Annotated in this window: 20 protein-coding genes; 7 read left to right on the plus strand and 13 right to left on the minus strand. The window is 60.5% G+C overall.

The window, feature by feature from the left end; all coding sequences use genetic code 11:
* Positions 1-18 precede the first annotated feature (18 nt).
* The 11 genes from FQ187_RS17505 to iolC form a co-directional block, all read right to left on the minus strand.
* Positions 19-1,041 carry an ABC transporter permease gene (locus FQ187_RS17505; protein WP_008153855.1) on the minus strand — a complete coding sequence of 341 codons (1,023 nt, stop codon included), beginning with the start codon at positions 1,039-1,041 and terminating at the stop codon, positions 19-21.
* 57 nt (positions 1,042-1,098) lie between these two features.
* The gene (locus tag FQ187_RS17510) at positions 1,099-2,664 is read right to left on the minus strand and encodes a sugar ABC transporter ATP-binding protein (protein WP_149630433.1); all 1,566 of its coding nucleotides are present in this window, start codon (positions 2,662-2,664) and stop codon (positions 1,099-1,101) included.
* Between the two features lie 69 nt (positions 2,665-2,733).
* Positions 2,734-3,660: a sugar ABC transporter substrate-binding protein gene (locus FQ187_RS17515; RefSeq protein ID WP_149630434.1), complete on the minus strand. Its 927-nt coding sequence runs from the start codon at positions 3,658-3,660 to the stop codon at positions 2,734-2,736.
* Between the two features lie 156 nt (positions 3,661-3,816).
* Complete coding sequence (locus FQ187_RS17520; RefSeq protein ID WP_149630435.1) at positions 3,817-4,869, minus strand: Gfo/Idh/MocA family protein; 1,053 nt, start codon at positions 4,867-4,869, stop codon at positions 3,817-3,819.
* Between the two features lie 127 nt (positions 4,870-4,996).
* Positions 4,997-6,007 (minus strand): Gfo/Idh/MocA family protein, encoded by a 1,011-nt coding sequence (locus FQ187_RS17525; RefSeq protein ID WP_149630436.1) that lies wholly within the window; start codon positions 6,005-6,007, stop codon positions 4,997-4,999.
* 41 nt (positions 6,008-6,048) lie between these two features.
* Complete coding sequence (iolD, locus tag FQ187_RS17530) at positions 6,049-7,980, minus strand: 3D-(3,5/4)-trihydroxycyclohexane-1,2-dione acylhydrolase (decyclizing) (protein WP_149630437.1); 1,932 nt, start codon at positions 7,978-7,980, stop codon at positions 6,049-6,051.
* A gap of 11 nt (positions 7,981-7,991) precedes the next feature.
* Positions 7,992-8,813, minus strand: coding sequence for a TIM barrel protein (locus FQ187_RS17535; protein WP_149630438.1), 822 nt, complete (start codon positions 8,811-8,813; stop codon positions 7,992-7,994).
* Positions 8,814-8,838: 25 nt separating this feature from the next.
* Positions 8,839-10,341, minus strand: coding sequence for a CoA-acylating methylmalonate-semialdehyde dehydrogenase (locus FQ187_RS17540; RefSeq protein ID WP_149630439.1), 1,503 nt, complete (start codon positions 10,339-10,341; stop codon positions 8,839-8,841).
* A gap of 30 nt (positions 10,342-10,371) precedes the next feature.
* Positions 10,372-11,181 carry a 5-deoxy-glucuronate isomerase gene (iolB, locus tag FQ187_RS17545; RefSeq protein WP_149630440.1) on the minus strand — a complete coding sequence of 270 codons (810 nt, stop codon included), beginning with the start codon at positions 11,179-11,181 and terminating at the stop codon, positions 10,372-10,374.
* A complete protein-coding gene (iolE, locus tag FQ187_RS17550) occupies positions 11,178-12,071 on the minus strand; it encodes a myo-inosose-2 dehydratase (protein WP_149630441.1) in 894 nt (297 codons plus the stop codon). The genes iolB and iolE overlap by 4 nt, the downstream gene beginning before the upstream one ends.
* Positions 12,072-12,232: 161 nt before the next feature.
* Positions 12,233-14,170 (minus strand): 5-dehydro-2-deoxygluconokinase, encoded by a 1,938-nt coding sequence (gene iolC, locus FQ187_RS17555; protein WP_149630442.1) that lies wholly within the window; start codon positions 14,168-14,170, stop codon positions 12,233-12,235.
* 311 nt (positions 14,171-14,481) lie between these two features.
* Between iolC and FQ187_RS17560 the strand changes: the two genes are divergently transcribed.
* Both FQ187_RS17560 and FQ187_RS17565 read left to right on the plus strand, forming a co-directional pair.
* Positions 14,482-15,402: a MurR/RpiR family transcriptional regulator gene (locus FQ187_RS17560; RefSeq protein WP_149630443.1), complete on the plus strand. Its 921-nt coding sequence runs from the start codon at positions 14,482-14,484 to the stop codon at positions 15,400-15,402.
* 76 nt (positions 15,403-15,478) lie between these two features.
* Positions 15,479-16,090, plus strand: a complete 612-nt coding sequence (locus FQ187_RS17565) for a glutathione S-transferase (RefSeq protein ID WP_149630444.1) — start codon at positions 15,479-15,481, stop codon at positions 16,088-16,090.
* A gap of 174 nt (positions 16,091-16,264) precedes the next feature.
* Here the strand turns inward: FQ187_RS17565 and FQ187_RS17570 are convergent, their stop codons facing one another.
* A complete protein-coding gene (locus tag FQ187_RS17570) occupies positions 16,265-17,203 on the minus strand; it encodes a hypothetical protein (protein WP_149630445.1) in 939 nt (312 codons plus the stop codon).
* A 279-nt stretch (positions 17,204-17,482) separates the two neighbouring features.
* Here FQ187_RS17570 and FQ187_RS17575 point away from each other — a divergent pair, with 279 nt between their 5' ends.
* From FQ187_RS17575 to FQ187_RS17590, 4 genes are all read left to right on the plus strand, one after another.
* On the plus strand, positions 17,483-18,166 hold the full coding sequence (locus FQ187_RS17575; protein ID WP_033058247.1) for a response regulator transcription factor: 684 nt from the start codon (positions 17,483-17,485) through the stop codon (positions 18,164-18,166).
* Positions 18,144-19,538: a HAMP domain-containing sensor histidine kinase gene (locus FQ187_RS17580; RefSeq protein ID WP_149630446.1), complete on the plus strand. Its 1,395-nt coding sequence runs from the start codon at positions 18,144-18,146 to the stop codon at positions 19,536-19,538. The genes FQ187_RS17575 and FQ187_RS17580 overlap by 23 nt, the downstream gene beginning before the upstream one ends.
* A gap of 263 nt (positions 19,539-19,801) precedes the next feature.
* Positions 19,802-20,848 (plus strand): class I SAM-dependent methyltransferase, encoded by a 1,047-nt coding sequence (locus tag FQ187_RS17585; protein WP_149630447.1) that lies wholly within the window; start codon positions 19,802-19,804, stop codon positions 20,846-20,848.
* Positions 20,849-20,937: 89 nt separating this feature from the next.
* Positions 20,938-21,780, plus strand: a complete 843-nt coding sequence (locus tag FQ187_RS17590) for an NAD-dependent protein deacetylase (RefSeq protein WP_149630448.1) — start codon at positions 20,938-20,940, stop codon at positions 21,778-21,780.
* Positions 21,781-21,901: 121 nt separating this feature from the next.
* Here the strand turns inward: FQ187_RS17590 and FQ187_RS17600 are convergent, their stop codons facing one another.
* The gene (locus FQ187_RS17600) at positions 21,902-22,804 is read right to left on the minus strand and encodes a LysR family transcriptional regulator (protein WP_149630449.1); all 903 of its coding nucleotides are present in this window, start codon (positions 22,802-22,804) and stop codon (positions 21,902-21,904) included.
* Between the two features lie 151 nt (positions 22,805-22,955).
* On the opposite strand from FQ187_RS17600, the gene FQ187_RS17605 reads away from it, so the two are divergent.
* A complete protein-coding gene (locus FQ187_RS17605; RefSeq protein ID WP_149630450.1) occupies positions 22,956-23,654 on the plus strand; it encodes a CoA transferase subunit A in 699 nt (232 codons plus the stop codon).
* Positions 23,655-23,684: the final 30 nt, after the last annotated feature.

Consider the following 23,684-nt stretch of genomic DNA (forward strand, 5'->3'; position numbering starts at 1 on the left):
GGCTGCTTTATCTGAGGCTCAGCGCTTGAGTTTGCGCTTGTTGCGGTACTGATCGATGACCACTGCCACCACGATGATCAGGCCTTTGATGATGTCCTGAATGTAAGCATCGACGCCGACGAAGGTGAAACCGCTGGCCATGACCCCGAGGATCAGTGCGCCGATGACCGTGCCGGTGATGCGCCCTACTCCGCCGGCCAGGCTGGTGCCGCCGATCACTGCTGCGGCAATCGCGTCCAGCTCATAAGACATGCCCATCCCGGCTTGCCCGGTCGCGGCCCGTGCCGACGCCACCACACCCGCCAGGCCTGCCAGCAACCCGGCGATGCTGTAGACGATCACCAGATGCCGCTTGACGTTGATCCCCGAGGTACGCGCCGCCTGCATGTTGCCGCCGATGGCGTAGGTGTACTTGCCGTACTTGGTGTAACGCAGGGCGATGTGAAAGATCACCGCGACCACCAGGAAAATGATCACCGGCATCGCGCCGTGTCCGATCGCCGTGTAGGAATCCGAGAGCATGCTCACCGGTTGGCCTTCGGTGTAGTAACGCGCAAGGCCACGGGCCGAGACCATCATGCCGAGGGTGGCAATGAACGGCGGGATACCGGTGATGGCAATGATGCTGCCGTTGATCGCCCCCGCCAGCAGACCGACCCCGAGCCCGGCAATTACCGGGATCCACACTGGCAAGTCAGTCAGCGAGGGGAACACCGCCCGAGCGAAGTCCGAGGTCTGGGCCAGACTGGCAGCGATCATCGCCGACAGCGCCAGCACCGAGCCGGAGGACAGGTCGATGCCGGTGGTGATGATGACCTGGGTCACGCCGATCGCCAGCAGACCGATGATCGACACCTGTAGGATCATCAGCACCAGACGCTGGGAGTTCATCAGGAAGCTCTGGTCGCGCACGATCCAGCCAAACACTTCAAAGACCAGGCCGATGCCAATCAGCACCAGGAAAATACTCAACTCGGTCGGAAAGCGCCGGCGACTCTTGACCGGTGCCGTTGCTGGCTTGTTTTCCAGTATCGCGTTCATAAACACTCACCCTTCTATCGCGTCGCCGACGCTGGCCACAACCAACGCCGGCATCCATTAGTGAACCGCGGACATGCCCGAGGCCAATTGCATCACTCGTTCCTGGGTCGCTTCGCTGCGGTCGAGGGTGCCCATCAGGTCGCCCTCGTGCATGACCATCACCCGGTCGCTCATGCCGAGCACTTCCGGCAGCTCCGAGGAAATCATGATCACTGCCATGCCTTCGCTGGCGAGGCAGGAGATGAGCCGGTAGATCTCGGCCTTGGCGCCGACGTCGATACCGCGGGTCGGCTCGTCGAGAATCAGGATCCGTGGATTGGTCATCAGCCAGCGAGCCAACAATGCCTTCTGCTGATTACCACCGGACAAGGTGTCGATGCACTGCTCCAACGACGGGGTTTTGACCCGCAGCTTCTTGCACATGTCTTCGCACAGGGCGCGCAAGGCTTTTTGCTGGATGAAACCGTGGCCGGCGTAATGCGGCAACACTGCCATCTCCATGTTCTCCAGCACCGACAGGCACGGGAACAGGCCGCTGAGCTTGCGATCTTCGGTCAGTAACGCGAAGCCCTTCTCGATCGCCATGTGCGGATCGCTGATGCGCAGCACTTCGCCGTCGAGACGAATCTCGCCACCGTCGCTCGGGGTGATGCCGAAAATCGCTTCGGCGACGTTGGTCCGCCCCGAGCCCATCAACCCGGCAATGCCGAGGATCTCGCCGGCGTGCAGGTCGAAGGAAACATCCTTGAAAATGCCGTCCAGTTTAAGGTCGCGCACCGACAGCAGCAGATCGCCGATCGGCTTTTCACGCACCGGGAACAACTGGCTCAGTTCGCGGCCGACCATCATCGAAATCAGGCTGTCGCCGTCCATGCTGTCGGCCCGCTGCAAACCGATGTAGGCGCCGTCACGGAACACCGCCACTTCATCGGCGATGCTGAACACTTCGTTCATTTTATGGGTGATGTAGATGATGCCTTTGCCCTGACTCTTGAGGTCGGCAATGATCGAGAACAGATGCGCGACTTCCTTGTCGGTAATGGCCGAGGTCGGTTCGTCCATGATCAGGATGTCGGAATCGTAGGACACGGCTTTGGCGATCTCGACCATCTGCCGTTCGGCGATGCTCAGGTTGCCGACCTGCTCTTGCGGATCGAGGTTGATCCGCAGGCGTTCCAGCAGTTTCGCCGTGCAGCGATGCATTTCACGGTGGTCGATCATGTGGAAACCGTTGAGCTGCTCACGGCCGATCCAGATGTTCTCGGCGATGCTCATGTGCGGCATCAGGTTGAGTTCCTGGTGAATCATCGCGATCCCGGCCTGGAGCGCGGCCAATGGCGTTTCGAAGACCACCGGTTTGCCCCGCAGGCGCAATTCACCGGCGTCCGGCTGATAGATGCCGGCAATGATTTTCATCAGGGTGGATTTGCCCGCGCCGTTTTCGCCCATCAGGGCCAGCACGGAACCGGGGCGTACCCGAAGCTGCACATCGGACAAGGCCACCACACCGGGAAATCCCTTGCTGACGTTGATGATCTCCAGCAGGTACGGCTCATCGACAGGTGTCGCAGCTGGCTGGATACCCACCAACGGGGTGCTCGAAGCAGTCGCTGAAGCGAACATGATCAGGTACTCCATCAGCAAGGTCGCGGTCGCACCTTGCGTATTTATTGTTGTTATTGAACCGACGGGCTATTTGAACGTGTCGACGTTTTGCGGGGTGATCAAGCGGTATGGCACCCACACGGCCTGTTCAACCGGTTCGTTCTTGGCCATTTTCACGGCGGTGTCGATCGAACCGTCGGCCTGACCCTTGGCGTCCTGGAATACCGAGACCGCCATGTTGCCTTTCTTGATTGCGTTCAAGCCGTCCGGCGTACCGTCGACACCGGCGATCAGCACACTGCCCTTCTCAATGCCGGCCTGTTGCAGGGCCATCGCAGCACCAATCGCCATTTCGTCGTTGTTGGCTATGACCGCGTCAAACTTGCGGCCCTGGGTCAGCCAGTCGTTGACCAGGGTCATGCCTTTATCCCGCAACCAGGTCCCGGTCTGCTCCTGCTCGATCTTGATGTTCGGGTATTTGGCCAGCACGTCTTTGACGCCCTTGGTGCGGTTGGTGGTGGAGTTGTTCGCGAGGTCGCCCAGCAGAATCACGATGTCGCCCTTGCCGCCCATTTTGTCGGCCAGGTACTGCATCTGCATTTCACCGGCCTCCAGATCGTTGGAGGCGACAGTCACTACGCCTTTGGGCAGCTTCAGGTCATCGGGGCGGCGGTTGACGTAGACCAGCGGGATGCCGGCCTTGACGGCGGCTTCGGTGATTTTACGGGTGGCGGCGGTATCCACCGGGTTGACCACGATGGCATCGACCTTCTGGCTGATGAAGTTTTCGACCTGACTCAACTGCTTGACCACGTCGCTGCGGGCGTCTTCGAATTGCAGCTGTACGCCCTCGGGATAGGACTTGGCTTTCTTGTCCATGGATTCGCGCAGGTAGGTCAGCCAGGTGTCATCGAATTGGGACATGCTGACGCCGATCTTCATATCGGCGAGCGCCGCGCTACTGGCGAACATCAGGGACAAGGCAAGTGAGGCGAAGCGGGTCTTGGTCTTCATGAAAAGTCTTTCTCCACATTCTTGTTGGTTTTATGGATGAGGCGTGACGATTTCAGTAAGCAGGCAAGCGGGAAAAGGGTTGAAACAGGTTGCGAGGCAGGTCGCTGAAAATGACTTTATTAGAAAATATTTTCTATATCAACTCATTTTAGAATTTTATTCTGATTTTATTCCATGGCTCTTGAACGGGCTCAATTCCACCACTTGATGCCGCTCGGCGCTCAGTCGCGCAGCGTCTAGCACGCGGGTGGTTGCCAGTGCATCACGGGCGTCCACAGGCAGCGGGCCACCGCTCTGCAATGCGGCTTGTAGCTGTAAATAGAACTGATTCCAGCAACCGCGTTCGGAGGGAACCCGCTCGCGCACTTCACCCTGTTCGAACCAACCCCAGCGACGATGTTCTTCAACACCCCAGCGCTCCCCTTCGGATTTCGGCGAGAGCCCGGCGAGTGCCGATGCTTCTTGCCCGTCCAGACCGTCGACGCTGTAACAGCCTTGGGTGCCGGTCACCCGAAAGCGCGGGCCGGGGGTGTTTTGCAGGCAACTGCCGCCCAGGTGGGAGGTGACGCCACTGGCATGGGTCAGGGCCACAAAGAAGCCGTTATCGAAGACCTGGCCTTTTTCCTGGTAGTCCAGTTCGGCGTAGACCCGTGTCACCGGGCCGAACAACAACAACGCCTGATCCACCAGATGGCTACCGAGATCGCGCAGGAAGCCACCGCCACTGCCGTTATTCACCACCTGCGGTGAGTAACGCTCGATCCGCGATTCGAAACGAGTGATCTGACCCAGCGCACCGGATTCGATGAGTTTGCGCACGGTCAGGAAGTCCGAGTCCCAGCGACGGTTCTGGTAGACGCTGAGCTGCACGCCCTGGCGCTCGGCCATGGTGATCAGGGTTTGGGCTTGCTGCGCGTCAGCGGCGAACGGTTTGTCGCTGACCACCGCCACACCGTGTTCGATGCCATCGAGCACCAGCGCTGGTCGGCCCTTGAGCGGTGTGGACACCACCAGCACATCGATCCCGGCCTCCACCAGTTGGCCGATGCTGTCGAACGCTGGCACCCCTGGGTGCTCGGCCGCCAGCAATTGTCGGCGTTCCGGTGAACGGGTGACCACACCAACGAACGTCGCCGTCGGCAAACTGCTGATCAGCGGAGCATGGAAAAACCGGCCGCCATGGCCGTAACCGACAAGTCCGATACGCATGAAATATTCTCCTTATGGAACGCAGACCCTGTGAGCGAGCTTGCTCGCGATAGCGGTCTGACAGTCACATCTATTTTGAAAGTACCGCCGTCATCGCGAGCAAGCTCGCTCCCACAAGGAGTCGGGGTTAGCCGTAGAAGTGTGGGCGGTCAGGGAGAGCAACTTTGACGATGGCTCCGCTGTTCTGCGCCTCGATGCAGGCATCCGCAGCGACTGCGGCGGCAAACCCGTCCCACGCCGATGGCCCACCGACCTGCCCGGCCCGCACACCATCGATGAACGCCTGCAACTCAACGTCATACGCGGCAATAAACCGATCCTTCCAATCCATCAAAATCGCGTTGGACAACTTCGCCCCGCTGCGCAACTGAACCTGCGACGGCTCCGGCAGTTTGGCGATGCCGGTCTCCCCCACCACTTCGCACTGGATGTCGTAGCCGTATTGGCAGTTAACGAACACTTCCACGTCGATGCGCGTGCCCTTGGCGGTTTCCAGCAGCACGATCTGCGGGTCTCTCAAATGTGCGAGTGCCTTGCTGCTCTTGCGCGGGAATACCACTTGCACCGACACGTAATCGTCGTCGAGCAACCAGCGCAACACATCCAGCTCATGGATCAGCGTGTCGGTGATTGCCATGTCGGTCTTGTAGTTCTCACCCACGGTCGGGTTGCGGTGCGCGCAGTGCAACATCAATGGCTCACCAATCTGACCGCTGTCGATCACCGCTTTGAGTGCGCGATAACCTTCATCGTAAGGACGCATGAAACCGACCTGGACCAAGCGCTTGCCGTGGGCCACTTCGGCCTCGACGATCTTGCGGCAGCCTTCAGCGGTGACCGCCAGCGGCTTCTCGCAGAACACCGGTTTACCCGCGGCAATCGCCGCCAGCACGAACTCTTCGTGACTCGGGCCCCAGGAGGTGACGAGGATCGCTTCGACTTCGGGCGCCTTGATCAGCGCGTGGCCGTCGGGATAGATCTCGGCGGTCAGCTTCAGGTCGGAAACGACCTTCGCGGCTTGCTGCAAGTTGATGTCGGTCACTGCAACGACCTGGCTATTGAGCAAGGTCTGGCTGCAACGACGAATGTGATCCTGGCCGATGGCCCCGGTGCCGATGACGCCTAGCTTTAAAGACATATAAAGACTCCTGGAGTAGTAGTTGTTCGTTTCAGGGGCAATCAGTACTGACGGGCCTTGGCCAGTCGTTCATTCAGGGTCTTGGCCACCGCATCGGTGCGGGCACTGGTGGAGACTTGCGCCACACCGACCCGCCACCACGACAGGTAGCCGTGAATCATGGTTTTTGGCAGAACCTTGATGTCGATCAGCGTCGACACGGTCTGCAATCGCGCATCGGCCAATGCAGCTTGCAGCTCTTCAACAGTGTTCACCTTGTAGGTCTTGCAGCCATAGGCCGCTGCGCTCATGGCGAAATCCACCGGCACGAAACCGCCGTCGAGCTTGCCGGTTTCCGGGTTGCGGAAACGGAACTCAGTGCCGAAGCTGTCCATGCCGTGTTCCATCTGCAGGTTGTTGATGCAACCGAAGGTCATGTTGTCGAGCAACACCACGTTGATCTTGCGTCGCTCCTGAATCGAGGTCGCCAGTTCGGAATGCAGCATCATGTAGGAGCCGTCGCCGACCAGCGCGTAGACCTCGCGATCCGGCTCGGCGAGTTTCACGCCCAGCGCGGCGTTCACTTCATAACCCATGCAGGAATAGCCGTACTCGACGTGATAGGTGTTCACCCCCTTGCTGCGCCAGCTGCGCTGCAAGTCACCGGGCAGACTGCCGGCGGCGGCGACGATCACGGCGTCATCGGCGAGGGTTTCATTGAGCACACCGAGCACACGGCTCTGGGTCAGGCAGGAACCGGTCAGCTCGATGAATTCGCGCAGCACCGCCGGGTCCATGTGGTCGTTGATTTCCGGGATGAAGTCTTTGCTCTGGTATTCGACCTGATAGATACGGTCGACTTCCTCGTCCAGTTGCGCCTTGGCTTGCCCCGGTTGATCACCCCACGCAGAACGGTAATCGCCCAAGGCTTCAGCCAGGGCTTGCAAGCCGACTTTGGCGTCCGCCAGCAGTTGCACACCGTCGAGTTTCAGGGCATCGCAGGGGCTGATGTTGAGGTTGAGAAATTGCACGTCCGGGTGCTGGAACAGGGATTTCGACGCGGTGGTGAAATCGCTGTAGCGGGTGCCGACTCCGATGATCAGATCCGCATCCCTGGCTAACAGATTCGCCGCCAGACAGCCGGTTTCACCAATCCCGCCAACGTTCAGCGGGTGACTGGACACCACCGCACTCTTGCCGGCCTGGGTTTCGGCGAAGGGAATATCGAAGCGCTCGGCAAACGCCTGCAAGGCGGCATTGGCGCCAGAGTATCTGACCCCGCCACCGCAAATGATCAGCGGCTTGCGCTTGCCTTTGAACAGCGCCAGCGCATCACCCAGCATCGCTTCAGTCGCCGGACGACGCTCGATGCGGTGCACGCGTTTTTGCAGGAAGTAATCGGGGTAGTCGTAGGCCTCGGCTTGCACATCTTGTGGCAAGGCCAGGGTCACCGCACCGGTTTCGGCGGGGTCGGTGAGCACACGCATGGCGTGGATCGCCGCCGTCATCAACTGCTCGGGACGGTTGATGCGGTCCCAGTATTTGCTCACGGCCTTGAACGCGTCGTTGGTGCTGATGCTCAGGTCGTGGAACTGCTCGATCTGTTGCAGCACCGGGTCCGGCTGGCGGCAGGCATAGACATCGCCAGGCAACAGCAGCAAGGGAATGCGGTTGGCAGTCGCCGTCGCGGCGGCGGTCAGCATGTTCGCCGCGCCCGGCCCTACCGATGAAGAGCAGGCGTAGATCTTGCGCCGCAGGTGTTGCTTGGCAAAACCGATGGCCGCGTGGGCCATGCCTTGCTCGTTGCGACCTTGATGGACGATCAGGTCGCCACTGTCCTGCTCCAGGGCCTGCCCCAGGCCCAGCACATTACCGTGACCGAATATGGTAAAGACCCCGGCGACGAATTTGCTTTGAACCCCATCGACCTCGATGTACTGGTTATCGAGGAATTTCACCAGGGCCTGGGCCATGGTCAGTCTTGTTGTGGTCATAACCGCACCTTTCAGGCCAAAGAGTTCTTCAGGTGATCCATGCTCGCGCCGATCGCCTGCTGGATATCCGCCAGGCCATGGACGCTGTCGGCAAACGGTTCGAACGACAGGTAGCCGCTGTAACCGCTGCTGAGCAAGGTGTCGATTTGCGCCGCGCTGCCAAGGATGTCGCCCTCGCCCACCAACACCCGGTGGCCGTCGCGAATGGTCGCCAACGGGGCCTCGGCATCTTCGACACCGGAGATGTGCACCAGCCCGGTCAGCTCGGGGAAAAATTCATGCTCGCCGGCCAGGTGATGGTGAAAGGTGTCGTGAACCACACGGAACACATCCAGCCCGCCGATGGCCTTGATCGCGTCCACTGCCGTGCGCTTGCGGCGAAGCGAGCATTCTTCGAAACCCAGCGGTTCGATGAAACCGAGAATGCCGCAGTCCCGCAGGATCGGCGCCAGCTCACTCAACGCCGTGCGCAGACCTGAAGCACGTGCGGCCTCATTACGCGGGTCGGCACGGTCATTGAGCGGACACATGACCAACCCTTGAGCGCCGCAATCACGCGCATAAGCGGCGAGCTTCAGGGCCTGCACACGACGCTCGTCATTCCATACATCAAACGGATACAGCGCGTTGATCGACAGCACGGTAATGCCCTTGGCGGCACACAACTCACGGACGCGCTCGGGGGCGGTGCCGTCTTCGATCTCGACGCCTTTAAGGTCGTTGCGAATTTCGATGGCGTCGGCCTTGAGGGTCACCGCCAGCTCGATGAACGCGGGCAGGGACAAACGTGGGGCGACCATACGGTTCAGGGCGAAACGCAGGGGTTTGCTCATTATTGTTGTTCTCCGCACAGGTGAATCAGTTGGCCGTCGGCATGCTGAATTCAGGGCCCTTGGCAATGCTGTCGGGCCAGCGCTGCATCACGCTTTTGTAACGGCTGTAGAAGCGGATGCCTTCTTCGCCGTAAGCGTGGTGATCGCCGAACAGCGAGCGTTTCCAGCCGCCGAAAGAGTGCCAGGCCATCGGCACCGGAATCGGCACGTTGATGCCAACCATGCCGACCTTGATCGTGCGGGCGAAGGCTCGGGCGATGCCGCCGTCGCGGGTGAAACAGGACACGCCGTTGCCGAACTCGTGGGCGTTGATCAACGCGACGGCGCTGGCGAAGTCCGGCACCCGCACGATGCCCAGCACCGGGCCGAAAATTTCCTGCTGGTAGATGCTCATATCGGTCGTGACGTTGTCGAACAGCGTCGCGCCGACGAAGAAGCCGTTCTCGGCGTCCGGCACCTTGAAGTGGCGGCCATCAACGATCAGCTGCGCGCCCTGGGCCACGCCTTCGTCGATGAAACCTTCGACTTTGGCCTTGTGCTCGGCGGTCACCAGCGGCCCCATGTCGCTGTCGCCGTTCAGGCCGTTGCCGACTTTCAGTTGATCGATACGCGGCAGCAGTTTGGCAATCAACTGGTCGCCGACATCGCCCACCGCCACGGCAATCGAAATCGCCATGCAGCGCTCGCCGGCCGAGCCGTAAGCCGCGCCGATCAAGGCATCCGCCGCTTGATCCAGATCCGCATCGGGCATGACGATCATGTGATTCTTCGCCCCGCCCAGTGCCTGCACGCGCTTGCCGCGGGAGGTGGCTTGCTGGTGGATGTACTCGGCAATCGGCGTCGAGCCGACAAAGGAAATCGCCTCGATGTCCGGGTGTTGCAGCAACGCGTCGACCGCGGTCTTGTCGCCCTGAACCACGTTGAACACACCATCCGGCAAACCGGCTTCGCTCAACAGACGGGCCATCAGCACACTGGCGGACGGGTCGCGCTCGGACGGCTTGAGGATGAAGCAGTTACCGGTGATCAGCGCCAGCGGGATCATCCACAGCGGCACCATCACCGGGAAGTTGAACGGCGTCACGCCGGCACAGACGCCCAGCGGCTGACGCAGGTTCCAGTTATCGATACCGCCGCCGATGTTGTCGCTGAACTCGGTTTTCAGCAGGTTCGGCGCACCGCAGGCGTACTCGACGATTTCGATGCCCCGGGTGACTTCGCCTTTCGCGTCCGAAAACACCTTGCCGTGTTCGCGGCTGATGATTTCTGCCAGCTCATCGTGATGGTGGTCGAGCAATTCCTTGAACTTGAACATCACCCGCGAACGGCGCAGGGACGATTGCTCGGACCATTGCGGAAAGGCTTTCAGGGCCGAGGCGACGGCTTCGTCGACGGTCTTCTGGCTGGCCAGCCCGACGCGCGCCTGAACGCTGCCAGTGGCGGGATTGAAGACATTGCTGAACCGCTCGCTGCCGCTGTCTTGCACTTGACCGTGGATGTAGTGGCCGATGACCGGGGCGTTGCTCATTGATCGTGTTCTCCGTGTAAAGGTAGGAATTCAGAGATCAAGCAGCCAACTGTGCTGCGGATCGTTATGGAACTGCCAGACACGTTTCGGGCCGGCCATCACGTTCAGGTAATACGACTCGTAGCCGTACGGCACGCTGACCGGGTGATAGCCCTTGGGCACGACCACGAGGTCGCTGTTTTCCACGGCCATGGCCTGATCGATGCTGCGGTCATCGGTGTACACCCGCTGGAACACGAAGCCCTGGGGCGGGTTGATCTGGTGGTAATAGGTTTCTTCAAGAAAACTCTGGTGCGGCAAATCGTCGGTGTCGTGCTTGTGCGGCGGGTAGCTCGACGAGTGGCCGGAAGGCGTGCGCACTTCCACCACCAGCAGCGAATAGGCTGGCTCGGTGTCAGGCAGAATGTCGCAGACGTAACGGGTGTTGGCGCCTTTGCCGCGCACGCTGCGCTTCATGCTGTCGGGTTTGATCAGCCGTGGGCCGAGGCCATTGCTCGTTGAACCGGGCGCGGCGCACACAGCAATTTGCACATCGCTGAGCGCGACCACTTGCGCCTGACTGCCGGGTGGCAAGTACGCGGCGAACGGGGATTTGTCTTCGAACACCGACTGACGATCGCCGATGTTGTCCCAGTCGAACGCGCCCTGCCCCGGCGCTTCGCCCTTGATGCTGACTCGACCGCTGAGCAGCACCAGGCACAGTTCTTTATCACTGGCCGACACCGGCAAGGTTTCGCCCAGACTCAGGCGGTAAGCGGCGAAGCCGACGTATTCCAGCTCACCTTTGCCCAACTCGACCATGGTCCGGCCACGGGCGTTGCTTTTGACCAGCAGGCTCATAGCGCAATCCTCTCGTCGAGCAGCGCACGCAAGGTGTCGTGGCCTTTTTTGGCGTAGACATAACTTGGCGCCACCGCCGGGTCCTGCTCGGCTTCGACCACCAACCAGCCGTGGTAACCGGCCGACAGCAGCACGTCGAGCAAGGCGCCGAAGTCGATGTCGCCATCGCCGGGCACAGTGAACGTGCCGTTGATGATGCAGTCCGGAAAGCTCCACAGGTTGTTGCGCGCCAGTTGCACCACCGGTTTGCGCACGTCCTTGAAATGCACGTGGCAGATGCGTTCGATGTGTTTGCGCAGCACCTGCAACGGTTCGCCACCGCCCATATAGCAATGGCCCGAGTCGAACAGCAGGCCGACTTCACTGCCGGTCAACGCCATCAACTTGTCGATGTCGGCCGGGGATTCGACGTAGGCGCCCATGTGGTGGTGGTAGGCCAGGCGCACGCCTTGGGACAAGGTGAAGCGCGCCAGTTCGGTGAGCTTGTCGGCGTATTCCTGCCAGGCCTGTTCGGTGTGGAAACGTGGGCGTTCAACCAGTGGAATGCGCTGGCCTTGAATGGAGTCGGCGACTTCACCGTACACCAGCACCTTCGCGCCGTTCTTCGCCAACAGCTCGACATGGCTGCCGATGGCGTCGATTTCTTCGGCCACCGAGCGACGGGCCAGACGGCTGGAATACCAGCCGGACACCAGCGCCAGGTCGTAGGGGCGCAGTACATCGCCGACACCCTTGGCGTCCTTGGGGAATTTGCCGTTGAGTTCGAAACCTTCGTAGCCGATTTCCTTGCCTTCACTCAGGGCGGTGCTCAGCGGCGTCTCGCCACCGAGGGACGGCAGGTCGTCGTTGCTCCAGGAGATCGGGTTGATGCCAATTCGAATAGCGGGCATGGCTGCACCTTTTATTGTTTTACACAAATCAGTAAGACCTACGCTGACCCCCTGTGGGAGCGGGCTTGCTCGCGAAGACGGCGGCACATTCAACATTAATGTCACCTGATACACCGCCTTCGCGAGCAAGCCCGCTCCCACATTTGATTTGCGTCAGTCCATCAGGCCCGGGCCGTGCGCCAGGCATCGATCAGTTCGACAAACGTGCCCTGCACCTGACGGATCAGCGCTTCATCGTCGATTTCACCGGCCATCCACGCGCGGCTCGGCTCCTGGAAAATCGTGCGGCCCACGGCGAAACCACGGCAAGTCTGGCTCTGGCTGGCCTGTTGAAACCCTTCGGCCAGTGCCGCCGCCGGTGCATTCAGCCCCAGCAACACCACGCCTCGGCAGTACGGATCACGCGCCTGAATCAGCTCGTCGAGTTGTTTCCACTCCTCGGCGCTCTGCGCTTCGATCTTCCACCACGCCGGGTAAATGCCCAGGTTGTAGAGGCGTTTCAGCGCGCGATACAGCACGTCCGGATGCGTCGACGGGTGATCCTTGGGCGGGATGATTTCCAGCAGCAGCTCATGACCACTGACCTGGGAGGCCTGATACAAACCCTTGATCTGCGCTTCCTGTTCCAGTCGCAGCAGCGGTTCGTCGTCGGGATGGAATTGCACCAGGCACTTGATGATTTGTTCCTGCGGCCAGGCGATCAGGTTGCTACCGATGGAGCGACCATGTTCGAAGGCCAATGGCCGCGAACCTTGCACTTCCACCGGACGCGCCACCCACCAGCCGCGACCGGTGGCGGCGTTCAGCGAGTCCTGGCCGAAGCGTTGATCGGCCAGCAGCCCGACATCGGCCTCGATGCCCTGCTCGCGCAAATCGGCTTCGACCCGCTCCACGGCTTTGATAAACAGTTGCTTGAGTTCGCCGATGGCGTTCAGGTCGCGGCCGCCCTTGTGCGCCAGCTCCACCAGTTGCCCGCGATGGTCGAAAGCAAAAATGAACAGCTGCTTCCACTGTTTGCGCGGCACGCTGACCTGATGCAGACGCTGCAACACCGCGTCCTGATCCGGCCGGGTAATCGGCACCGGGCTGTTAAACAGATAGTCGAGTTCGGCGCGGGTCGGCATGGCCGGCGCACAGGCATGGCGCGACACCACCAGACCGCCGCAGGCATTGGCCAACTGACAGCAGCGCTCGTCGCTCGCTTCCTCCAGCCAACCGGCGAGGAAGCCGGACATGAACGCATCGCCGGCCCCCAGCACGTTCAAGACTTCCACCCGAACGCCGGGGTAAATGGCGCCGTCTTCAAGACATACCGGGATCACCCCGTGAATCACCGTGCAACCCTGCGGGCCGAGCTTGACCACCAGGGTCGCCGCGCTCAGGCGGCGAACATTGCGCAGTGCGGTGAGCAAATCCTCGGACCCGCCGGCAATCAAAAACTCTTCTTCAGTGCCGACGATCAGCTCGAAACGCGGGAGGAGTTTCTGCACATGCTGGCTGACGTTCTGGTCGGCGACGAAACGGGTTTCGCCGTCGGCCTTGCCGGCCAGGCCCCAGAGTACGGGGCGATAGTCGATGTCCAGCACCCGTTTGACGTTGTGCTTCTCGGCGTAATCCAGCGCCTGGATGCTCGCCTTGTAGACGCCGTCGGTGGAGAAATGGGTGCCGGTGATCAGCAAGGCTTTGCTGGAGGCAATGAAGGCTTCGCTGATGTCTTCGGCCCGCAGCGCCATGTCGGCGCAGTTTTCGCGGTAGAAGACCAAAGGAAAAGTTTCGCGATCCTTGAGGCCCAGCAGGACCATGGCGGTCAGGCGTTCCGGATCGACCTTGATGCCGCTGACGTCGCAACCTTCGCGGGCCAGGGATTCAACGAGGAAGCGGCCCATATGGTCGTCCCCTACCCGGCTCAGCATCGCCGATTTCAGACCCAACCGAGCCGTGCCGAAAGCGATGTTGGCGGACGACCCGCCGAGGTATTTGGCGAAGCTTGAAACATCTTCCAACCGCGCCCCGACTTGCTGCGCATAGAGGTCGACGCCAAGGCGCCCCAGGCAAATCAGATCCAATTGACGCCCACTGGCAAAACGAGTCTGGCCCATGTTGGCTCCTGTTATTTTTATCAGCCTGCGTTCGGGGCGAAGGTCGCGCCGAACACGCTTGGTGGATGCAGACTAAAACGTCCGGGACCGAACAATCAATAATTATTCTAAATATTTTTTATGTGGAATATTTTTTCCAATAAGCTTGAGTACAAGCATTCCAGTGGCAGTGCATCGTTTCAGCAAACCTCGTACTGACCGCAAGCTCAAGATTTTATTCCGGCCTACCCTGTAGACTGCGCACAGCCAACCTATTGTCAGGGGATGACGCTCTCTGTCGTCCCTGTAAGAACAAGCCAGAAGGATTCCTTATGACCCGCACCGATCAGCCGGCGACGACCGAGAGCACGCCCGACAGCGATCTCGCCAGCCCCCCGATCAATGCCGAGCGTCTGCTGCAGCTGATCACCAACGAATACGAAAGCCTGCCGCGCCAGCTCAAACGCATCGCCAGTTACATGAGCCAGCAGAGCGACCGGATCATGGTCGACCGCATCAGCGACATCGCCCGTGAGTGTGAAGTGCACCCGTCGGCGATCGTGCGGTTTTCCCAGCGCTTCGGATTCAGCGGCTTCAGCGAAATGCAGGCGCTGTTCCGCGAGGCCTATACCCACAAGACCACGCCGGTGCAGAACTACCAGCAGCGCATTCGCAGCATGATTGCCAACAAGTCGCAGAAGGCCAGCGGCGGCGACCTGGCGCGCGAGTGCATCAATGCGACCCTGTCGGGCATCGAACGCCTGGGGCTGGAACTGGATGACCAGGCCTTCGACAAGGCCGTGGATCTGGTGGTGAATGCCGACAACATCTACGTGGTCGGAGTGCGCCGTTCGTTCGCGGTGGCCGACTACCTGGTTTACAACCTGCAGCACACCAACAAGCGTATCCATCTGGTCTCGGGGCTCGGCGGCAGCTACCGCGAGCAGATGCGCAGCGTGCGCGCCAATGACCTGGTGATCGCCATCAGTTTCACGCCCTACGGCAAGGAAACCCAGCACTGCCTGCGCATCGCCCAACACCATCAGGCCAAAACCCTGATCATCACCGACAGCAACCTCTCGCCCCTGGCCAAGCGCGCCAACTCCGTGCTGCTGGTCAACGAAGGCAGTTCGTTTGCCTTCCGGTCATTGAGTGCGACACTGTGCCTGTGCCAGGCGCTGTTTATCGCTGTGGCCTATCGGCTGGAATTGAAGGTCGATGAGATTCACGAACAGGTCGGATTCGAGGATTAGCAGCACGCCGTTTGCAGCTCGCTGAACCTCAGCTAAGGTAGTCCATCCCGAAATGGACATCTGAAGGAGCGGTTCAATGAAGCTGATCGGCATGCTGGATTCACCCTATGTGCGGCGCGTCGCCATCTCTGCCAAACGCCTTGGCATCCCACTGGAACACCAGTCGGTTTCGGTGTTTCGGCATTTCGAGCAATTCCAGCAGATCAACCCGGTGGTCAAAGCGCCCACTCTGGTGCTCGACGACGGCGAGGTGTTGATCGACTCGACGCTGATCATCGATTACCTGGAAGCCTTGGCCCTGCCTGGCAACAGCCTGATGCCCAGCGATCTCGCTCAACGCTTGCGCTCGCTGCGCCTGATCGGTCTGGCGTTGGCGGCGTGCGAAAAGTCGGTGCAGCTTTACTACGAACGCAACCTGCGGCCGGCGGACATTCAGTTTGAACCGTGGGTGGAGCGGGTCGAAGGACAGTTGGCTGCCGCCTATTCGGCGCTGGAGCGGGAGCTGGAGATGCAGCCGTTGAAGACTGACGGTTCGATTGCTCAAGACGGGATTACGTTGGCGGTGGCGTGGAGTTTCACCAACCTGGTGGTGCCGGATCAGGTGGATGTGAATCGGTTTCCACAGATCAGTGCGTTTACGGCGTATGCCGAGGGGCTTGAGGATTTCGCCAGTACGCCGATCGAATGAGCTTTTGACTTTGCTCCGCCCCTCAAAACGCAAAATGCCGCTTCTACCCGAGGCAGAAGCGGCAGAGGCATGAGCCTCAGAGGATCAGTGCATGAACAGGGCGATCAGGATGATGATCGGGATCGGTACGCCGAGAAAGAACAGCAGTAGTGAGCGCATGGTAGTTCTCCTGGGTTAGCGAACAGGCTGTGAAGTGGTGGTCACGTAAGCGTCGGATTCCAGATACACCACGGCATCCCGACGACGGCCGCCAAAGGTTGCCGCGAGGCTGGCGAAAAACGCACCGATCAGCAGCGCAATGAACATCCACAGCGAAGTCCAGGCAGCGACTTTGGCGGCGGTGTCGGCGGCTTGTCGGGCGGCGAGTTTGGCGTCGGCCACGGCTTTTTGCGTGCGGGCATACACTTCATCAACGCGACGTTCCGCGTCCGCTTGAGTGAGGTTGGTCCGTTGGGCGACCAGTTGCGCCAGGTAGGTGCGGTCTTCGGCAGCCAGTTGACCGCCATTGCTCAGGCTGCGCACGAAGATGCGCGTCACCGTGGCATGAACGGCGTCATCACTGACCGCAGCCGGACGATCATCGCGGAACAGGCTGTCGACGAAGTAACCGTACTGGTCACTGCCAGTGTTGCTGGCAGCGGTACCCGCCGCCTGAGTCGCGGCACTCGCAGCGCCACCGACCACACTCGCCCCGGCCTGCACGCCACCGCTGACAATGCTGCTGACCGAGCCGACCACCAGCGTCGCCGTCACCAGGGTCGCCACGCACCAGGCCAGGAAGCCATGGGCGGTGTCACGGAAGTAAACCTCATCACCGTGCATGTTCGCCCACTTCACCCGCAGACGACCGGCAATATAACCGCCAAGCCCGGAAGCCACGATTTGGGTAACGGCCAGCCAGACAATCGTAGAAATGCCCAGGCCCTTGGCGCTGACGCCTTCATTGGCCCAAGGCGACACTGCCGAAAAACCCAGGCCAAAGCCGAGCAACACGAGGATCAGCGACAACGCCGCCGCCGCAGCGGCCCCTGCGAAGATCGCTCCCCAGGACACGCCAGAGAGCGTGGTCGTTTCTTCTGCGACAGGATAGAAACCATCAGGGGATCTATTCATTGTTATATCGCTCCAGGCAGGAAAGATGGTGTTACAACTCTTCAACGGGAGAAGTGCAGTCACCGTGCCATTCGCCAACTTTAAATAAATCGCTTTTTTTCAATCACTTATAAAATTTGAACTTCCAATGGCCATGCAATTTGCAAGGAAGCGGTATGTAGGAGCGGGTTTTATGCATTGACTAAAAAGGTACCTGCATGAAGTTTTATTTAGAAAGCCTGTACCCATTTCTTGGCAAAATGCCGCTCAATGTTGAGTACTCCTAATCAGGCCCGCCCTATGACCCGCATCTTGACCATCGAAGACGACGCCGTGACTGCCCGGGAAATCGTCGCCGAATTGAGCAGCCACGGCCTCGACGTGGATTGGGTCGACAACGGCCGCGAAGGTCTTGCGCGTGCGGTCAGCGGCAACTACGACCTGATCACCCTCGACCGCATGCTGCCCGAGCTCGATGGTCTGGCGATTGTCACCACGCTGCGGACCATGGGTGTGGCCACGCCAATCCTGATGATCAGCGCCCTCTCCGACGTCGATGAGCGTGTGCGCGGCTTGCGCGCGGGCGGTGACGATTACCTGACAAAACCGTTCGCCACCGATGAAATGGCCGCCCGGGTCGAAGTCCTGCTGCGCCGCCAGAACACCGTGACCGCCCAGGCCACCACGTTGCGGGTGGCGGATCTGGAGCTGAACCTGATCAGCCATGAAGCCAGCCGCGACGGTCAGCTGCTGACGCTGTTGCCCACCGAGTACAAATTGCTGGAATTCCTGATGCGCAACACCGGGCAGATTCTGTCGCGGATGATGATTTTCGAAGAGGTCTGGGGTTACCACTTCGACCCCGGCACCAACCTGATCGACGTGCACATCGGCCGGCTGCGCAAGAAGATCGACCCGCCAGGCAATGTCCCACTGATTCGGACCGTGCGAGGCTCGGGTTATGTCATTGCTGAACCCCTCTAACGGCTGGCGTTCATCCAGCAGCCGTTTGCTGGCGCTCTACAGTTCGCTGTTCGTGCTCTGGAGCGGGATTCTCATGGGGGTCATGTACTACGAGGTTTCCGCCTACCTGGACAACCTGGCCAAACACTCGCTGATGCAACGTCAGCATTTGTTTTCGCATTTTAAGGGCGAACAATTGGCGGACGCCCTCGCCGTCAGCATGACCTTCGACATTCGCGGCATCGACGCTTATGGCCTGTTCGATGGTCAGCATCGCTACCTCAATGGCGCCCTGCGACACATTCCCGAAGGCCTGCCGCTGGACGGCAAGATTCACATGCTCGACGACTGCGCAGATTCTGACGACCCAAGCCTGCCCGCCGACAGCTGCGACGCGGTAGCGACCCAGACGAAGGACGGTCGCTGGCTCGTGCTGGTGCGGGATAACGGTTCGTTGTTTGCCGTGACCCGGATCATTCTTCACGCATTGTTCTGGGGTGTGACGCTGACCATCTTGCCCGGTATCGCCGGTTGGCACCTGTTGCGGCGGCGTCCGTTGCGGCGGATTCGTGCGATCCAGGCCAGCGCCGAGGCCATCGTCGCCGGCGACTTGACCCGCCGTCTGCCATTGTCCAATCGCCGCGATGAGCTGGACATGCTCGCCGCCATCGTCAACGCCATGCTCGAACGTATCGAACGTTTGATGAACGAGGTCAAGGGCGTCTGCGACAACATTGCCCACGACCTGCGCACGCCGCTGACCCGCCTGCGGGCGCAGCTGTACCGGATTCAGCAACAGGCTGATGAGGGTTCGACGCTGGCGGTGCAACTGGACTCAGTGCTCGGTGAAGCGGACACCTTGATGGCGCGCTTTCGAGGGTTGTTGCGGATTTCCGAGCTGGAAGATCGTCAACGCCGTTCGGATTTTGTGCAGCTGGATCCGGTGCTGTTGTTGCAAGAGCTGCACGACTTTTATCTGCCGTTGGCAGAAGAAGGCGAACTGGTTTTCAAGCTGCAATTACCTGACGTCTTGCCTCCACTGAATGGCGACCGCGCGTTGCTATTCGAAGCGGTGGCGAACCTGCTGAGCAACTCGATCAAATTTACGCCGCCCGGCGGCGAGGTGATTTTGCGGGGGGTCAATGAGGGTGGGCGTACGCGGATCGAAGTGCTCGATTCGGGTCCTGGCATTCCGATGGCCGAACGAGAGGCAGTGTTCCAGCGTTTCTATCGTACCGACGGCGGCAACCAGAAAAGCGGGTTCGGGCTAGGGCTGTCGATCGTTGCGGCGATTGTGAGCTTGCATGGGTTTGCGCTTGAGGTGGACACCAGTGAACTTGGAGGGGCGCGGTTAGTGCTGGATTGCCGGCAGAGTTTGGTTCCCCAGTCCTGACTTGATCGTTCCCGCACCTCCAGTCGACAATAATGTTGCCTGATACACCGCTTTCGCGAGCAAGCCCGCTCCCACAAGGGATCCGGTGTGAGTCAGGGAAATGGGCTTTCGTCGCTCAAGACAGCGGTGCACGGACCCCGGACTAGACTTAATGCACGCAGGGCGTGCTTATCGTTCTGTTCATTCCCACGACCACCGCCCAGAGGTGATCGCCTCGAAAAACAAGGCCTCTGGACTGTGATCCTACTGAAGGAGCACACGTGATGGACGAGGCCAGACTCAATGATTTCATGGGCAAACTGGTGAACGACATGGGCGGCGCGGCGATGCTCGCCAACGTCATCCTCGGCGAAGAGCTCGGACTGTACCGGGCCATGGCCGACAGTCAGCCAGTCACCCCTGAAGCCCTCGCTGACAAAACCGGCTGCAACCCCCGCCTGCTGCGCGAATGGCTCAGCGCCCACGCCGCTTCCGGTTACATGGAACACCGCGACGGCCAGTTCCGCCTGCCCGAAGAGCAGGCCCTGGCGTTGGCGATCGAAGACTCACCGGTCTATGTGGCGGGTGGTATCGGGGTGGTCGCATCGTTTTTCCATGACAAGGACAAACTGGTCAACGCCATGCGCGGCGACGGTGCCCTCGCCTGGGGCGATCACCATCCGTGCATGTTCAGCGGCACGGAGCGGTTCTTCCGGCCAGGTTATAAAGCGCACCTGGTCGCCGAATGGCTACCGGCGCTCGAAGGCGTGGTGCCCAAACTGGAGGCTGGCGCCAAGGTGGCGGATATCGGCTGCGGCCACGGCGCATCCACCGTGATCATGGCCCAGTCGTTTCCGGATTCGCAGTTCGTCGGTTTCGACTACCACGCGCCCTCCGTCACCGTCGCCACCCAGCGTGCTGAAGAAGGTGGCGTGTCTGGACGTGCGCGGTTCTTCCAGGGCACGGCAAAAAGCTTCCCCGGCGACGACTATGACCTGGTCTGCTACTTCGACTGCCTGCACGACATGGGCGACCCGGTGGGCGCGGCGCGGCACGCTTATGACGCGCTGAAACCGGACGGCACGGTGCTGCTGGTAGAACCGTTCGCCAACGACTCGCTCGACGACAACGTCAACCCGGTTGGCCGCTTGTTCTACGCCGCCTCGACCTTCATCTGCACCCCGAACTCGCTGTCCCAGGAGGTCGGCCTCGGGCTCGGCGCCCAGGCTGGCGAGGCGCGGCTGCGCAAGGTCTTCACCGAGGCGGGGTTCAAGACGTTCCGGCGGGCCACGGAAACGCCCTTCAACCTGATTCTGGAGGCGCGTAAATAAACGTCGGATCACCACCCGGACGGGCAACCTGTCCGGGTGACCGGCAAATGCTACCCTGCAAGCACTCAAGGCCCTCCGGAGTGTTGAACATGCTCGACAGCCTCATCCGCGAACAACTCGACCACCTTCAGCAGTTAATGGCCGAGCAGCCGTTTGTGGTCCTGACCGGCGCGGGCATCAGCACTCCGTCGGGCATTCCGGACTACCGCGACAACCAGGGCGTGCGGCGTGGCCGGCAACCGATGATGTATCAGGAGTTTCTCTCGGCCCCCGAATCCCGGCGACGCTATTGGGCGCGGGCGATGCTCGGTTGGCCGCGGGTGCGCCAGGCTCAGCCGAACGTGGCCCATGAGGCCTTGGCCAGTTTGCAAAGTTCGCAGCAGATCAGCGGGCTGATCACTCAAAACGTCGACACCCTGCACGACCAGGCCGGCAGCCATGACGTCATCGAACTCCACGGCAGCCTGCACCGGGTGCTGTGCCTGGACTGCGGGAAGCGCAGCGAACGGGATTCGATCCAGCAACTGATGGAAGCGCAGAATCCGTATCTGGCGGGCGTGGATGCGGTGCAAGCCCCGGATGGCGACACGCTGCTGGATGCGGCGTTTGAGGCGCGGTTTCAGGTGCCGCATTGCCCACACTGCGCGGGTGAACGGATGAAGCCGGACGTGGTATTTTTTGGCGAGAATGTGGCGCAGGTGACAGCGGCCAAAGCGATGGCTGCGGTTGAAAAGGCTGCGGGATTGCTGGTGGTCGGGTCTTCGTTGATGGCGTATTCGGCGTTTCGGTTGTGCCGGGTGATGGCGGATCAGGGGAAGCCGTTGATTGCGATTAATCTGGGGAAGACTCGGGCGGATGACCTTCTTGATTTTAAAATAGAGGCCTCGTGTGAGCGGCTTTTACCCTTACTGGCCCAGCACCTGACGACGTAGAAACTGACGAAACTCAAACCCTGTGGGAGCGGGCTTGCTCGCGAAAGCGGTTTGTCAGGCAACATTAATGTTGAATGTGCAGGCCTCTTCGCGAGCAAGCCCGCTCCCACAGGGTGTTGTATTATCCGTCGGACAATCGTTGGCCCAGGTTTTCGGCTTTCAGGATATCGAACAACGCCTGAGCCGCCGCCGACAGTTCAACCCCAGGCTTGGTAAGCACCCCGATCGCCCGCTCCACCACCGGATCGCGCAAGGTAATGCACCGCGCGCCGAGTTCCAGCATCTGCCCGACACACAACGCCGGCACCGCGCTCACCCCCAACCCGCTGGCCACCATCCGCCCAACCGTCGCCAACTGATGGCTTTCAAACTCCACCGGCAATTTCATCCCGCGAGCCTGCAAGTGTTCTTCGAGCATCACCCGCACCGTCGACGGACGCTGCAAGGTGATGAACGGTTCCTTGAGCAAGGTCTGCCAATCGATGTCTTCCCGTTCGGCAAAAGGAGAATCCTTCGGCACCACGGCAACAAACCGATCCATGTACAACGGCGTGAATGCCAGCGACGAGCTCTGAGTCGGCTCAAACGCCACCCCAAGCTCAACCTGCCGGTCACGCACCATCTCCAGCACCTGCTCGTTGATCACGTCATTCACCGTGACGTTGACCTTGGGATAACGCGCGCGGAAGGTTTTCAGGATCGGCGGCAGCAGGTTGCCGGCAAATGAGGGCATCGCCGCCAGCGTCACGCGACCGCGCTGGAGGGTGAAGCGTTGCCGCAGCTCATCCTCGGCATTGTCCCAGTCAGCAATCAGGCGACGTGCCAGTGGCACCAGCGATTCGCCCTCCGCCGTCAGTGCGACATTGCGCGTGTTGCGGGTGAACAGGCGCCCGCCCAGCCCCTCCTCCAGCGCCTTGATGGTCAGGCTCAAGGCCGATTGCGACAGGTGCAACCGCTCGCAGGCCACGGCAAAACTCAAACTCTGGGCCACGGCCAGGAATGCGCGGATCTGCTTGACTGTCATGACCACTGGCTCCAACGTAGTACGGGCGATTGATTGGTGAGTTTTATCTATCAATCAACCTTAAAAATCAACTTAACAAATGAATCCTTCAGCGAGACACTCCTATCCCATACGGCTGGCCAGCCGCCCACAAAGAATAAAAGAGGTGCATATGGCAGGTTTCGACAAGCGCGTGAGTTCCTACGAGGAAGCTCTGGCAGGTCTTGAAGACGGCATGACCGTGATTGCCGGCGGCTTCGGCCTGTGCGGGATCCCGGAAAACCTCATTGCCGAGATCAAGCGCAAAGGCACGCGTGACCTCACCGTGGTTTCCAACAACTGCGGCGTCGACGGTTTCGGCCTCGGCGTGCTGCTGGAAGACCGGCAGATCAGCAAAGTGGTGGCCTCCTACGTCGGCGAGAACAAACTGTTCGAAGACCAACTGCTGAAAGGCGAAATCGAAGTGGTCCTGACCCCTCAAGGCACCCTCGCCGAAAAAATGCGCGCAGGCGGCGCCGGCATCCCGGCGTTCTTCACCGCCACCGGCGTCGGCACTCCGGTTGCCGACGGCAAGGAAGTCCGCGAATTCCACGGTCGCAAGTACCTGATGGAAGAATCCATCACCGGTGACTTCGCCATCGTCAAAGGCTGGAAAGCCGACCATTTCGGCAACGTCATCTATCGCCACACCGCCCAGAACTTCAACCCGCTGGCCGCCACCGCGGGCAAGATCACCGTGGTCGAAGTCGAAGAAATCGTCGAACCCGGCGAGCTGGACCCGGCGCAGATCCACACCCCTGGCATCTACGTCGACCGGGTCATTTGCGGCACGTTCGAGAAGCGCATCGAACAGCGCACCGTGCGTAAGTGAACCCCTGCCCCCGGACCGAATGAAGGAATA

It is taken from the genome of Pseudomonas sp. ANT_J28, from assembly GCF_008370005.1.
GTDB classification, from domain to species: domain Bacteria; phylum Pseudomonadota; class Gammaproteobacteria; order Pseudomonadales; family Pseudomonadaceae; genus Aquipseudomonas; species Aquipseudomonas frigoris.

Coding starts and splice junctions, on each gene's coding strand:
- FQ187_RS17505 (WP_008153855.1), bottom strand. CDS start 1,041: ATGAACGCGATACTGGAAAACAAGCCAGCAACGGCACCGGTCAAGAGT.
- FQ187_RS17510 (WP_149630433.1), bottom strand. CDS start 2,664: ATGTTCGCTTCAGCGACTGCTTCGAGCACCCCGTTGGTGGGTATCCAG.
- FQ187_RS17515 (WP_149630434.1), bottom strand. CDS start 3,660: ATGAAGACCAAGACCCGCTTCGCCTCACTTGCCTTGTCCCTGATGTTC.
- FQ187_RS17520 (WP_149630435.1), bottom strand. CDS start 4,869: ATGCGTATCGGACTTGTCGGTTACGGCCATGGCGGCCGGTTTTTCCAT.
- FQ187_RS17525 (WP_149630436.1), bottom strand. CDS start 6,007: ATGTCTTTAAAGCTAGGCGTCATCGGCACCGGGGCCATCGGCCAGGAT.
- iolD (WP_149630437.1), bottom strand. CDS start 7,980: ATGACCACAACAAGACTGACCATGGCCCAGGCCCTGGTGAAATTCCTC.
- FQ187_RS17535 (WP_149630438.1), bottom strand. CDS start 8,813: ATGAGCAAACCCCTGCGTTTCGCCCTGAACCGTATGGTCGCCCCACGT.
- FQ187_RS17540 (WP_149630439.1), bottom strand. CDS start 10,341: ATGAGCAACGCCCCGGTCATCGGCCACTACATCCACGGTCAAGTGCAA.
- iolB (WP_149630440.1), bottom strand. CDS start 11,181: ATGAGCCTGCTGGTCAAAAGCAACGCCCGTGGCCGGACCATGGTCGAG.
- iolE (WP_149630441.1), bottom strand. CDS start 12,071: ATGCCCGCTATTCGAATTGGCATCAACCCGATCTCCTGGAGCAACGAC.
- iolC (WP_149630442.1), bottom strand. CDS start 14,170: ATGGGCCAGACTCGTTTTGCCAGTGGGCGTCAATTGGATCTGATTTGC.
- FQ187_RS17560 (WP_149630443.1), top strand. CDS start 14,482: ATGACCCGCACCGATCAGCCGGCGACGACCGAGAGCACGCCCGACAGC.
- FQ187_RS17565 (WP_149630444.1), top strand. CDS start 15,479: ATGAAGCTGATCGGCATGCTGGATTCACCCTATGTGCGGCGCGTCGCC.
- FQ187_RS17570 (WP_149630445.1), bottom strand. CDS start 17,203: ATGAATAGATCCCCTGATGGTTTCTATCCTGTCGCAGAAGAAACGACC.
- FQ187_RS17575 (WP_033058247.1), top strand. CDS start 17,483: ATGACCCGCATCTTGACCATCGAAGACGACGCCGTGACTGCCCGGGAA.
- FQ187_RS17580 (WP_149630446.1), top strand. CDS start 18,144: ATGTCATTGCTGAACCCCTCTAACGGCTGGCGTTCATCCAGCAGCCGT.
- FQ187_RS17585 (WP_149630447.1), top strand. CDS start 19,802: ATGGACGAGGCCAGACTCAATGATTTCATGGGCAAACTGGTGAACGAC.
- FQ187_RS17590 (WP_149630448.1), top strand. CDS start 20,938: ATGCTCGACAGCCTCATCCGCGAACAACTCGACCACCTTCAGCAGTTA.
- FQ187_RS17600 (WP_149630449.1), bottom strand. CDS start 22,804: ATGACAGTCAAGCAGATCCGCGCATTCCTGGCCGTGGCCCAGAGTTTG.
- FQ187_RS17605 (WP_149630450.1), top strand. CDS start 22,956: ATGGCAGGTTTCGACAAGCGCGTGAGTTCCTACGAGGAAGCTCTGGCA.